The 14,706-nt window shown below is 40.9% G+C and carries 4 protein-coding genes and 1 pseudogene; all 5 read right to left on the reverse strand.

The window, feature by feature from the left end; translation table 11 throughout:
- Positions 1–131, reverse strand: a pseudogene (locus BCU91_RS20655) (transposase); the annotation flags it as partial.
- Positions 132–497: 366 nt separating this feature from the next.
- Positions 498–1,943 (reverse strand): hypothetical protein, encoded by a 1,446-nt coding sequence (locus BCU91_RS20095; protein WP_102532231.1) that lies wholly within the window; start codon positions 1,941–1,943, stop codon positions 498–500.
- Between the two features lie 11 nt (positions 1,944–1,954).
- Positions 1,955–8,314, reverse strand: coding sequence for an Ig-like domain-containing protein (locus BCU91_RS20100; RefSeq protein ID WP_133126626.1), 6,360 nt, complete (start codon positions 8,312–8,314; stop codon positions 1,955–1,957).
- Positions 8,315–8,351: 37 nt separating this feature from the next.
- Positions 8,352–13,862: a thrombospondin type 3 repeat-containing protein gene (locus BCU91_RS20105; RefSeq protein WP_102532233.1), complete on the reverse strand. Its 5,511-nt coding sequence runs from the start codon at positions 13,860–13,862 to the stop codon at positions 8,352–8,354.
- Positions 13,849–14,700: a peptidylprolyl isomerase gene (locus BCU91_RS20110; RefSeq protein WP_102532234.1), complete on the reverse strand. Its 852-nt coding sequence runs from the start codon at positions 14,698–14,700 to the stop codon at positions 13,849–13,851. The genes BCU91_RS20105 and BCU91_RS20110 overlap by 14 nt, the downstream gene beginning before the upstream one ends.
- Positions 14,701–14,706 lie beyond the last annotated feature (6 nt).

The following is a 14,706-nucleotide window of genomic DNA, read 5'->3' on the forward strand; positions in this document are numbered from 1 at the left end:
CGGCGATGTTCATAGTTTTCGCCTGTCGACTTATCAAACCCACACAAAAATGCCTTACGTACCACACGCGAACAACAGTGGTAGTAAGGCGTATCTTCTAAACTCACGAGTGTTTTTCTAGGTCTGGCCATCTTTAGTCACCAAGTAATGAGCAATAACTCAAGCCTAGTAAGGAGTACAATATTTAGCCACTTAGAATGGGTGGCCATGTTATTGCATTTAGCCACTTAGAATGGGTGGCCATGTTATTGTGGTGGTACGGAATTCATTAGGGGCACAGCTACACTGTTAAGCCCGTATATATGGCAGTACAACCACTTTAAGCGGTACATGAGTGACATCAATAACAACAGCAAGTGTGAATAGTTTAGAAGAAAACCAAGGTCAAAAGCCTTCGGTAGGCAGACTATTGTCTTGACTCACCGGGAGCGTCCATATATGGCCATGTTATTTTGCCGCCATGTTATTTTATGTGGCCATGTTATTTTAATGATTTTTTATTTAAATTGATCATCTATGCCATGAAGTAAGCCATATACCCCGTGTAAAAAAATACTATAATTACTATCAATAAAGGGGATTATCTTTAGCTTAAGATATGACAAATAGTCTTCAGGGGCTGGGGGTATTGATTTAGGCTCGTCACTCCTTGAATAGTTAAGATACCTGGCAAAATTAAGATTACTTTCCGTTCTCAATGAATCTAATAAAAACAGTCTATTTGCATTAAACACTCTAGATTTACATAAACCATTCCTAACTCTCGAACTTTCTGAAATTATAACCCTACGAGATTTATTTAAAATAAATACATTCAAAAACAAAATTGATCTATCAGTGCCTATATATTTAGATGACATTTCAAATCTGTAATGGTAAGCATCACCTTGTCCGACTTCCGACTTAAACTCTTTTGATAGCAAACTATCTAAATTGACTAGCTTAACTTCTTTAGGTACATATTCATGCAGACAGAACTCATTTTTCTTTAATTGATAAAAAATATGAGAAATTGGATCCTCACCTTCATCAAAATTAGATATAAAAGAGCTAAAGAATGCAGGTTTATATTCGGATTCTGTATTATCTAAAGTTAGTGAAAATTCTTTTTTTAATCTTTTATCGACCCATTCATCTTCTTTATCTTCAAGAGCTGCCTCCCATAACTCAGCCATTCTTTCCAAAGTGAAGCCATACTTTTCAACACACTTTAAAAATTCAGTGACAAACTCTTTTTTTGCTTGGGATGCTGCGTGGCATGCGTGTTCCGGTATAAAGTGCCTTATATAAAGAAAAAGCTGATTTATTGTCTTTACGTTTTGATCCCATTCAAATATCGACTCGTCCATATGGCGTAAAGAGGTGAACCAAAAAGGCAATAAAATGGTAAACCCTTGATATTGGTTACTATCAATCATATGTAACCAATCACTAACCCAGTGAAGATAAAGCTTTGAAAAGTCATTTCCATTAGCTTTACTTGTTTCAAGGGGAAAAGCCCTAACTTGAAAGGAATTGTGCGCTATTAGCTTATCAGTATATTCAACTTCATCATTGATCACCCACTGGAACAGTGTTATGCGGCGATGCCAATCCTCTAAAGGCATAAACTCTTCAGGCATCACTTTTAAAACCGACCTAACTAATGTTTCCCTGAGGTATTTTGTTCCATATTGTGTTCTTGCTTCACTGGCCATTTCATCAAAATAAGATGTTGAAATAGTTGGGCACCACCTCATTCTAGTATCAAGTGAAGGCGCATATTCAGAACCTTCAGTCCATTCTCCTTTAATGAAATAGCGTTTCATTGCGGATATTCTATTTTTGTTAACACCTTCACATAGCAACTGAAATTCTATAGGTTCCCAAGCAAGCGCTCTATCGGACAGCCATTTTGGTTCTTTTAATAACCATACTTCTTTGTGAAAGCTAAACTTTGCCATGTTAACCCTTATTATTTTATGTTCTCGATTGGGAAGTCTTTAAACAAAAACTCTTTACCATATTCAATTAACCAAGCTGATATAGTGTCTAATTTAGCGATACCATTAATCTCACTTTCAAAGTGTTTATTATCGCTTTTGTTATCGTAATTGAGACTGGTTAATATCACACCGCCGGTATCTGGCTCTAAACGCGCTAACTTACCTAAAACTGTTTTTGAATTACTGCCTTTGCCAAACTCATTTTTATTATAACTTCGCTGCTCAGGCAATCCTGCTTTTTTGACATTAAACTTCTGAAATAGCCAGCTTAACTCTACTTTCTCAATATTTTGTCCATTCTGATCCTGTACCCCTTTATCACTGGCTCTGGTTTTAGCCACTCTATCCACAATAATTTCTTTACCAACAGAGCCGCCACCGCCAGATGCGCCATACTTCCAAACCTGAAAAGCACGTTTATGAGTGTAAGATTTAAGCTCTATCCATTTCTCTTTAAGAGCATCTGTTTCAACAATAATGTCGACATTTCTAGTTTGTATTCCTCTTACCTCTATACCGCCTAAACCATCCTCTTCATAAAATGTCACTTTCCGTTCTCCCTCAACGGCCTTTAATTTTTGGTCAGTCAAGCCCTGCTGTTGAGCGAGATGCAACTTGGCAATTGTGGCTAATTGATGCATACCTCCGTGAGCTTGGTTAGTGAGTCTCGTAGGTTTAACACCGTTACCCTTAGTAAAAATTGAAGTAAAAGCATTTCCATATCGCCCTCTAATTCTTGAGTGTAATACTTCATCTACATTTTCAAGCGTACCATCCGCCATACTTTTTTCTAGGTACCACACTACAGCAACCATTATAGAAGGTGAGATTCTACTAGAGGTATTTCCTTTTAGAAAATTTAGCAGATTCTGACCAGATCTTGCGGCCAGAGTTGACCCAGCAGCGATTAATCTCTTATCAAAAATAAGCTTCCTTAAGTCCTCAGCACTTGTCTTCTTTAGCCCTTTTCTAACATTTTTTATAAAAATTATCATACTCTTTAAGTCTAGATTGCCATTTGCCTCTTCTGCTAGCTCTTTAAACACTTTTCCTAACTTAGCACCATCAACTTTAAACCTTTTCTTCGCCGCATAAGCCGCCCCCACAAACGGCATGCCCGCCCATGGGTATGCTTCGCCACTATTCAACATAGCCGTTTCAGTATCCCCGTTTTCACCAATAACGGGCGGGATTTCATCGCCCTCCCAGCCATCAGCGGGTAAACTTAAGTAGTCCATCCATGAAAGCAAATCATCGGTACTGGCAACCGACTTGATCATCAAGAATAGCCCTTCTCGGGCTTCTGAATCTGCCACCATTTCGCCGGCAATAATCAAAAATGGCAATAGATTCATTAAGGTGTCGTAACGTTTATCTGTCGCCTCATTAATGATTTTATACATGACGCCACCCGTGGCCTTCACAAACTTACCAATACTGCCTTTAAGCGGTTTTAAGAAAAACCTTAACCCTTTAGAGAGCGGTAATAACGCTTTAGCGGGGGGAAAGACACTGATTACAGCAATAGCATTGAGCGTTAACTCCATTACATCAAAGTCGTCATCGTCCGTGACTAAATAATAAATCTGTTTAACTAAACCGATGCCTTCTTCATAGGGGATTAAGAAGCCCACGGCTGCTTTCATGGCATCGAATGCATTTTCATTAATCCAGTCAAGAAAACCTGCATTTGCAACGCCAATAAAAGGCACTGGTGTATAGCGGCGATATTGTTGGGTGTTAGATGCTAAGGGTGGGTAGCCCTCAGGCTTTAACCCATCGGTATACATACTGGCTAATTGGCCGTAAAACGTCTTTGCTATTACGCCAACATAGGTTTGCGTATCATTAGTTTGCAGACCAATGCGCAACATGTTGGCACTTTCACCCAACTGATTAAAATTACCGGTACTGATAACTTTAACCACTTCATGCTCTTGATTTACGGCCAGCATCACTTGCTTGGTCGTTGTGCCATCCTCAAAGGTCATTAATGGCTGGCTATTCCAGTCATATAACTTAAAGCTGCTTAATTTACCGGTAAAGTTTTCACCTAATGTCAGACCACGTTGTGAAACCGTATAAGATAACTTGCCCGTCGCGGCTACACGACTTAATACACCGTCTATTTCAAGCTCAAGATAACCATCATTATAACGACCTGCGACTGCTAACCATTTACTGTTTGATACTGCGGCAGAATAAACTGAAAAAGCACCATCTTCGGTATATATTTTATACTCAAAGCGGCCGTCATCTAGCAGCGCTAACTTTTGTACTCCCCCCTCTAAGGTAAAGATATTACCGCCTGCAGTTGTTGCTTTTACATCAACCCTAAAGCCCACACTATCTTGTGGTTTAAGCTTTGGGTCTAGGGCAACTTCTATCTTACTTGACTCCCAAATATCTAAAGAATTTAAGTAAGCATTTTTATCAAAAGCGTAACTTTGCCCAACCCCTAACGGGTTATCTTCAGCAATGGTGACTCGAGTTGCTGTGCCGTTATGCAGCCCATTAACTTCTGGTACATAGTCGACCACTAAATCACTCATCACATAGCCAGCAATTGGCTGAATATTGGGTTCGCTTAGAGTACCTAGGGTTAAATTAAGAGTTTCGTTTGGCTTACCATAGACAAATACATCTGCAGAGGTTTCGTAGTTAAGGCCTATATTGGCGCCATCGTAACGCTCATACTCAGCATAGCCATTAGTGGTTTCATCACCTACGATCAAGGTTTGTCTTGTGTCGCTGTAGGTATCACCTTTAGGGGTGATTTTTCCTTGCTCTGACACTGCGGGGGTTAAGCCTACACGCGCACTGACTTGGTAGTCGTCAACGCGATAAAAACCGCTATGAAGTTGCGCAATAGCCTGACCATTACTGCCGGTTTCGATATATGATTTTTTAAAGCGACCTGCGGTAGTATCAAACTTAACAGGTACCCCTATTGCGGGGGTTCCATTGGGCTCTGTTACTGTAACCGTAACCGGATAGGTTTCACTGGGTTCCATGTTGGCGGTGTAGTCACTAATGACCACCTTGAGAGGCTGAACCTCAAAGTCGAGAGTTTGAGTAACGTCCCCTACAGAGACAATTAATTTTGCTTCGTCATCGGGCTGCACCCCACCAATAATAAATGCTGATGCAGCGCCATTATCAATGCCATCATCAGCGTCTGCCAGAATTGCCACGCCATCAAGTGAAAAGTTAATTGATGTGCCATCAGCTACTTTATTGCCGTGAGCATCCCATGCTTGCACGCTCACCTGTATACCTTTGTGCCCTTCAATAAAGGCTTCACCTGTCATTTCTACATTGATTACGGCAGGCTTTCCTGCAACAACTTCAATGGCATCAAGTTTGGTTACATTGTTGGGATTATCGATATACACTTCAGCGGTGGCACGGCTTCCTGCAACGGTGGACATTTTGATATCTGCTGGGAATACGCCTTGGTCTTTATACTCTAGAGACTTGTTTTCCGCTGTTCCTTGGCCTTTTACGACCCACTTTAATGATAAGGGCTTTTTATTTTCACGGTTGGCATAACCTAAGATAAACGCTTGTGCAGGAACGACTGGGTCATCTGCTGATACATAAATCGTTCCATCTTCGCCAATGTTGTCATGACCTGCCCAACGTGTATCGATGGCCACTGATTCAAACGCATATTCCCACAGCACATTGGTTGGGTCGTTATTGCTATACAAACTCAGCGTGACAAAGTCTTCGACATCTAACGCTGCGATATGCTCAAGGTTGGTAAATATGATTTGATTACCTTCACCAAGCTTTGCTTTGATCTCTGTCGCACCAAGGGCGAAGACCAACTCTTGCCCTGCCCCTAAAAAGGCTAATGCCTCTTCATTGCTTTCGATAAGGTTATATAAAAAAGATACTGCATTATCTGATGAAGCAATCATCGGAATATCATCTTGATAAATGCTTGATGTGAGGTCGTCGTTTCGCTGACGAATGATGTCATCCACTTTCAGGTCATAAGTACTGAACTGCAGTTCAGGACGGTACACCCAACGATATAGGGGTTCTGGTTTTTCAATACCATCATCTAAGCCGTCGGCGACCAGCTTTTTATACAAATATTCTTGCTCTAGGGTGACGGCCTCATCTAAGACGGGGACCAAAAATGGCACATAATGTTTAGGTCTCTGGGCAAGGGGCCCACTGGGCGCAGCACCGCCATCGGCAAATGACGGGTTTTCGTGTTTTGACTGACCGTTAACTTGTATGTAGAAATGATCGGCTGGGTTGCCCATATCCGCTAAGCGAATATGCTCAATGTGTTTACCTGGACGAATAGCAAAATTATCGATGCTGCCGCCTGAGCTGACCAACATACCTGGGCCTGCCACTTTGGCTAAACGGCCGGTATAACCAAAGTCATTCATGCCATCTGGCAGTGGTGTGCCATCAACGTCATACCATTCAGTGGTGATAGTGACCATTTCATCATCACTCATGGCCGAGCCTTCATAAGTGATTAGTTTCTTATGTTGCTCGTTCGACGCACTCATGCCCTCTTTGATGGTAAAACGGCGCTCTGCACTGATTTTGAGGTTCGGCGGGTTCATTTGAACATCATTCATGTTGAAGGCAATATTACCGCCTTGATACCCATGAGTGTATGACGTTCTTAACGAGCCAATATAACCTGTTTTACGGTTAACCAATACAATACGAATGGCTTCACCTGGCTTTAAATGGTCTGACTCTCTTTGATGTAATGAAGGGTCCATATTGGCATCAGATTGAAACTTGCTATAGCCTGCAGGCCCCATTTCTTCGAACATGGCAAATACATTAGCTGGACCACGGATCATCATTTGAAATATAAATTCGTCGCCCTCAACCCCGTAATAGCTTCTATTCTTGGATAATTCGTTCTCGTTGATGCCTTTTCGATGTGTGATAAGCAAGCCGTTAGATTCACGGAATACTAAGATGTCAGTATCTTGTAAATCTTCTTGAGAGATTTGCCCTACGAGCCCCTGCGCATTGGTGTCTAATTGGTGATCTGCTAATCGCAAGATATCTGGCTGAGTGATTTCAGGCTCATCATCTGCGCAATTAGCATAAACGGTTTGCCCTTCATGTACCGAGCTAATATACACCCCTTGATATTCAGCCTGCGTTGTGTCGGCACTACACACAAATAAGCCATCGACAATATTGCCCATTTTGACGTCATCAAATTTTGAGTCACCGTCAAAGTCGTAATGCTGTTGAGAAATAGGGTCTAAATTAGGCTCTTTATAAACGTATTGGGTTTCTGCACCAATAGGGGCAAGTCTTGCTTTACCGGTAATAAAGCCTGTATCAACATAAAAGTTACTTGGCTGTAATGCTGGCGACGCAGATGAGGCATAGATACCGATAATGGCAACTTGTGCCATAGCTCCAGATAAAGTACCTCCAATTGCAAGCGGGCAAGCATCGTAACCAGAGCAAAAATCATAACCCGGTCTAATTTGAGCATCAATGAGTGGTTTTACTCCGCGAGAGGTAAACCCTGCATAGTAATGTTTCATTATCAAAGGCACATTGTCGTAACTAAAAGAGAAACACGGACAAGGTACTAGGTTATATTGGGCGGTAAATTTACCTTCTGTGTCGGTAACATCAAAACCGTTAATCCATGCTTCTATTTGAGCCCCTTGGAAGGGTGCATAGGTTTTTGAACTGATACGCTCTGATAACGGAGGAACGGCATCGGAACCGCCATCCCCTTCATAAAACCCTGAATCAAAAGCAATATTATTTGCAGATGAGTGTAAAACTTGACCGCTTTTATCAAATAATACTGATTGAGCATTATTATCAATATTGGCTATATTAGATAAATCGAAGCGTGAAAGTAATAAAACATGCGTGTCTGATTCATGCAATATCGACTCTTTGGCTTTAACGACAACACTTTTATATATAGGGGATAGTTCAAGTTTAGTTAATGGTTTATCGAACTTGCTGGTAAAGTCCTGTGAATCGTATTGCTCACGCGTCAATACAATCACTTTATTGTTTTCAGTTTTTAGGTCACTCAATAATGCTTGGGTACTTTTAACCTGCTCAGCAGGAAGCACATATGCACCTTTAGCTGAGGCTAAACTTTGTGACCAGCCACCGACTTTTGTACCATCGGCAGTATATTCAACATAAGTTGGGTACCCTGCATCATCGAGCACCAACCCTCTCGCTAATACGTGGCCAAATTTAACCCTTTGAATGTCCCACGCCCCTAACGCCCAAGCCGACACTGACGTTAACGAGGCTAATAGCGTAATAGTCGCTATCAATAACCGAGCCATTAAATTCCCTTTAAACCCACTAAACATTTCCATTCCTCTACGGATTAAGCTCTGCCTTAAGCTGTATTAACTCGATATTGCCGTTGGCATATTCTTCTAACGTGACTTGTTTATCAAAACCTACAATGGCAAAGCCTACATAATCTAAGTTTTCTAATTTTACGTCGCCCACTGAGCGCATCCACAACCCCTGACGCTGCGCGACTCCAACGACATCGAGCTGATTTGTATCACTTGCTCGCCCAACGATTGGGGTATATTGCCCGTCTTCAGGTAAATAAGCGTAACTTCCTAACAAGCTGGCTGCTTTTATAGCAACACCCACGTTGCCATTGACCTGAACTCCTTGAGGTTGCCCTGAGAACACCCATAGAGTGGGAAGTGAATCAGGTATTTGCATACCGATTTGAGTAATGTCTTGCAAACTAAACTGCATATTGCCGCTTTGAGCACCATTACCGAATCTCAATTGAGCTTGAGCTAAATCCAGCTCTAACTCTCCGTTAGCATGAACTGAAAAACCTTGTCCCGATTGCAACAAAGAGAAGGGCACTGTTTTATTTATCAGGGATAAAATCATGGTAGGTATCTGATTACGTCTACCTTCTTGAATATTGATATGGCGAATGTAGTTACCAAAAAGCGGATTTTCTCTTTCAGGATTTACCTCTAGGGTATAACTGCCACCCGCTATATTAAATTCGCCACTTTCAAGGTAGCCAAAACTATATGCACTGTCTGCATTGGTCACTTCGTTGCGGTTTAGCTCATGTAATTTAACGCGTACATTCGGAATACTGGTGTAGAAATTATCTTTAATATGACCATCGATTAACGTTGGTAACTCTCTTACTTTGAAGCTAAATCGATGCAGTTCTTCATCAGCAAGATTTATCGTTACTTTCACATCGGCGCCATAGCCAAAGTCTCTTTCAGGATAAAATGCAAAGCTATGGTTGCCTGGTAAGCTGGCAATACTGCCTTGCATAATCATGTGATCACGGTTCACGTCTTGCAGTGTTTCACCTCGATTATCAAGAATACTTGCCCCTGTTTCAGTTTCATCAATGTACGTTTTACCATGAATGGTTTCTGTTACTTGGACTGTTAGCTTGCTGCTATCGATCGCTTTATTAAAATAGAAAGAGATAAATGCATTCGGTTCGAGATTATTCTGAAGTGAGTCAGGGTGCGTTTTTATGACTGTTTGAGGAATATCTTCAAGTTGTTGGATATTGAAGTGGCGTGTCGACTTGGCTTTCAATACACCATTATTGTCGTAAGCATAAAAACTCACACTATGCTCACCTGAAGTGGCTTGCATTGGGATGGTAGTATTAATGAGGTTATTAATTGCCACTATATCCTGCTTGGCGCCATTATCAATTTGTAACTTAAGTGCTGATGCTTGCTCTACATTACTGACACTTGCAACAAATTGCAGGTTAAAGCTATCAGATTCAACCACAAACTCTTTGCCGTTGGATGGCGCAATAATTTCTGCACTCATTTGCGCATTATTAACGACTATGTATTCTTTAATCGTGGAATTTCCAGCAAAATCAGTCGCCTTTAGCGTCAAATTTCGTTGTTCATTAAGCGGTAAATTATAAGATAAGCTAAAGCTATAGGTATTAGAGGTACTTGTGGGTTGTATTGGCACAACTTCGCCATTCAAGGATAAAGTTACCGCTTGATCGTCACGCACAACACCTTCAAGCCTAAAGGGCGTTTCAATGGATAGGTTTACTGAAGGAGCAACAGATAACTGTGTCGCAAGTTGAATTTCTGGTGCTTGCACATCAATTTGATAATTTAAGGCAACACTGTCTTCGCCTGCCTCATTTGACGCATCGATTTGCCATGAGGTTTCATCGTTTTTAGTTAAATAGCTAACTCGGTAGCGACCTTCATCTTGTAAATAGGCTGTGAGCTGATAGCCGTTGACGCTAACTGAAGGCTGAACAGCAGATTGAATAATGGCTGATATTTCGAAATTTTTTGTATTAACCCACGCACCTAAAGTAGGTGATAGCACTTGAATTACCGGAGCTAATACTTGTAAATCAGCCTGATATGATACTTTTATCATGTGCTGAGCCATGCCTGCTGTAGACTCAACTTTGAGAATGATGAGGTTCTCACCTTCCTCTAATGATATGGATGGGAATATGGCTGTATATTGATCATTGCCGATATCGGTTAATGAACCTCGTTGCTCATTTAGCCATATGTTCAAATCAGAAATAGGTAATCCAGAGGTCACCTCAGCAACAAGCATCAATTGTTGGTCAGTCACAACTTGACCATCGCTATGACTCGTTATTTTCACTCTGGGTAAATCTTCTGACTGTCTGGTGATAATCGCTTGAGCATGGCTAATATTGCCAAATCTATCGGTCGCTTCTAACTCAATGATATTCTCGCCCCATTCAAGTGGAACTTCGCCCGTAAAACGACCATTGTCATGTAATATGACCCCAAACTCAGTGCCACTAAAATGGGAGCTCGTCATAGTGAAGCGCTCAATGCCGCTGTCATCAATGAGTCTGCCTGTCACATCGATTTGAGCTTCTGAAGTCATCACACTTGAGTCATCTAATTCTATCTTGGCGCCGAGAGTGTCGGATTGAAATACTAATATTGCAGGTGCTGCTAGACGTTGAGAAACACCATTGATTATAGACTCTGCATTTAATACCCATTGAACATGTGACTCGTCAATTGGTAACTCAAGCTCAAAATTAGCTGTGTTAACGTGAAATTCGAGACTTTTATTAGCAGAATTAAAAGTCAGTTTTACGGGTTCGATTACATTATTAATTGTTCCAGTAATTTTTATTGGGGATATATTCTCATCAATATGCCAGTACCAATAGTTCACACCGTCTGTCACTTTATCAACATTGGTAAATTGAACCGATAACGGCAACACGGCTTTTTGGCTGATTATCTCAGTATACGGTCCATCGATGACGAAACTAGTGCCGCTAAGTGGATTGTTAAAGTGACGTCGCGTTTTAGCCCTGTATTGGTATATTTGCCCATGAGTTATCTGCGTATCACTATGTATTGCACTTTTACTGTCAGCAATTTGCTGCCAATTATCCTGATTAATGCGTTTTTCTACGACGACGGAATAATGCGGGATTGCAAGCCAGTTTATATTTATTACACCCGCATCACTTTCAACTACAAACTGCTTAACCAGCCTATTGTTAAAAGCGACAAAGATACCCTGGGTCGTTGATGTTGCCATCAGCTCGCCATTACCCTGAGCCTCTACTTTATAATCATAAACGGTATTTTCCGTAACCTGCTTATCTACGTATTCTGTCGTTTGTTTACTAAGCTCCGCTAACTTAAAAAACGGCCCTTGGTTAGCCGACCTTAATACCCGATATGATTCAATCAGGTTGTTATTAGCCTTTGACCATGACATGTTTACACTTTCATCTTGTTGTGTTAGTGCTAAATCTAGCTTAACGACATCATGCCATTTGCTCGGGTCATCGGGGTAAGCATCGTGTTCATTATTAACCCCATCTCCGTCTCTGTCTGGATCGCTATTGTCACCAATACCATCACCATCACTGTCTTGCCATTCTGTTGGGTCTAATGGAAAAGCATCGACATCATCGGCATAACCATCACCATCGGTATCTTTTGCCCCATTATCAATCTGAGAGCGTGTAGGATCATCTGGATAGGCGTCTTGGTCGTTATTAACCCCATCACCATCTCTATCTATATCACTGTTATCGCCTATGCCATCTTCATCCAAATCTGCCCACTCTAATGGGTCTGTTGGAAATACGTCGTCTTGATTTAAATAACCATCACCATCAATATCTGGGTCACTATTATCGCCTATACCATCTTCATCTAAATCAGCCCATTCTGTCGGATCTGCGGGGAAGGCATCTTCGTTATCAGGAACTAAGTCACCATCTAAATCTGTCAGTGTCTCTTTTGGCTTAGTTTTAAACGTAAACGCTTCAAGTCGTTGTCTTAATTTACCTGGTATAGCCAGTAGCACTTCTGGAGTGTCTTGCGCTGAAATCATGTGATAGAACAATCTGAAATTGTAAAAGCCAGGTTTTAGGTAAACACTCGACTTGCGCCATTGTGCAGATTGCGATGTAGTCACATTTAACGAGTCTAATTTGTCACCTACTGATAAGGCCTGAGCATTATCTCCTAATGGAATATTTCCAATATAGCCGGCTATATATGAAGAGTGCTTCAAATAGAATGTATAACTACCTTCTGTTTCTATTTCGATATTTGATTCAAAATAATTTGCGCTAGGGTATTGGATATTTTCTATTGGAAGTGAAAAGCCTTCAGTCAACCCTGCAACATTAGGGAACGAATTTTCAATCTGTTCGATGCTTTGTGGAATATTGGAATAGTAATAGTGATAATTTACGCCATCTTGCCAGCTCTCATCTGGATTTGTGATAGGTTCGTCTTGCGCTGTAACTAGCGAAGAGAGCAACTTCAATTGCTCAATCGGTGCATATTCAAGAGGCTGGACTGTTAGTCGCGGCTTTAGGTTCTGTGTTGATTCATTTGCAGGTTTACGTTCAGTAATTATTTTACGCCCTTGATATGCCCACTCAAGAGTTGGCTGACCCATAGCAAGGTTATTAATGATTCGATATTCAAGCTCGTAGTAGCCGGGCGATAACCAGACGGCGCTCAAATACCGCTGCTGACTGTCTGTTGGATTTTTAAATAGTGTGTTACCTGCTACGGTTAACTCATATTCAGCTGCTTCGCTTCGAAACGTATATAAGCCTTCTTTAGATATATTGATTGAAGTCTGGAAAATAAATGCTGAATTTTCATCTACATTCCGGTGAGACAAGTCTATTTTTTTACTATTGCCTGATTCAATAATATTGAGAGAGTCTAAAGCTGTTAACCTAATATTTTCTTGTTCATAATAATGATACTGGAAGCCAGTAAAAGAGGGAGTTGGAGTATTTGACGCTTGTTCAAGTGGTTCAATATCATCTAAGGATAAATGCAGTAAACCTGATGCAATATCTTGTTCTTTATGACGACTACTGCTGACTAAGATGCGCGGCTGTAAAGCACCATTATCAGGTACAACCCAGAAATCGACTTTATGATACCCCTGCGCCAAGAATAACTTTTCATCTACGACTAGCTCGTCATTAATATATAGGCTTGAATCTCCCGAAGCGGAAACCTTAAAACGATACCCATCATTACTTTTGGCGTAGAAAAAAGCACTAAAATGATAGCCAACTTGGCTTTGATTAGCCCCTACTTGTAGGGTCATTTTATGCGCTAAACCCTCGCGATCAACAGTTGCGGAATACAGCGCATCGATTGAAGTGAGTGGTTGGTTATAATATTGATATTCAACGGCTGCGATAGGATTATCTATCTCTGTCCCTATTTGATAGTCAATATCATCGGCGTCTTCAAAAAAATTACACCCTGATAAAATAACAAGGCTACTCACTAACCCAACAAGTAAACGCGCATTTCGCTTCAGACTATTCCATAGCATAACGCTCGATCTCCCTATCATGCATGAGTAATTCAGCTTCCTGCTGAATTGATTTTTTAAGCTGTATTGGTGCAAGTGACTTTCGTATAGAAGGAGTCACCTCTGCAATAGGCTTAGCGGCGATATTAACTAGTTCAGTAATTCTGAAGCGAACAAGAATGCCGTTGATACTATGTAATGGTGAAATTTCACCTTGTTCTAATTTTTGGATGACCTGTTGATAATCGTCAATTAAGCCTTTTTCCGCACTATTTCCTGAAACGAGAAAAACGGGTTGCCCGTTTTGTCTTGCCTCATCAATAGTTAGTTTCCAGTTAGAGTGCGGTGTTAGCCCTTGTATTAGTATACTTAGCTCTTGTTGTAATTTAGGGCTATGACTAACATCTGCTCTTACCATTTCAAATCGACGAATTTGTTTAGCCCCAAATAACTTAGGATTATTATTGTAATAATCTAGTATCATTTCTGGCGTAACAGGTTCAGCTTGTACTTGCTGCTTTATATACCTTTTAGTGAGCAGTTCCTCGCGAAAAGCTTTCATTTCCAATTCTAGCAACTGACGTTCTTCACTATCCATTTGCTGAAACTGTTTATCACTCATTAACTTTCTAATGATGAGACTTTCAAGCACTTTTTCTCGGCCACTAGTTCCTAGCTGAATAGCTCCAAAGTCACCAACGGTTTGCTTGATCACTAACGCTAATTCATCTTTATAAATAGGAATCGAATCAATGCTTGCCACGGCATCTGAAAGTTGAGGTTGAGGCTCAATTGAGACATCATGTTTTTGGCAAGCAGAGAGACCTGCAACACACAGTAGTAGTCCGATTAATCGCATGTTATT

The organism is Shewanella sp. 10N.286.52.B9 (assembly GCF_002873635.1).
Taxonomy (GTDB): Bacteria; Pseudomonadota; Gammaproteobacteria; order Enterobacterales; family Shewanellaceae; genus Shewanella.

Excerpts from the sequence above, each read along its gene's own strand:
- BCU91_RS20095 (WP_102532231.1), bottom strand. The coding sequence starts at position 1,943 with ATGGCAAAGTTTAGCTTTCACAAAGAAGTATGGTTATTAAAAGAACCA.
- BCU91_RS20100 (WP_133126626.1), bottom strand. The coding sequence starts at position 8,314 with ATGGCTCGGTTATTGATAGCGACTATTACGCTATTAGCCTCGTTAACG.
- BCU91_RS20105 (WP_102532233.1), bottom strand. The coding sequence starts at position 13,862 with ATGCTATGGAATAGTCTGAAGCGAAATGCGCGTTTACTTGTTGGGTTA.
- BCU91_RS20110 (WP_102532234.1), bottom strand. The coding sequence starts at position 14,700 with ATGCGATTAATCGGACTACTACTGTGTGTTGCAGGTCTCTCTGCTTGC.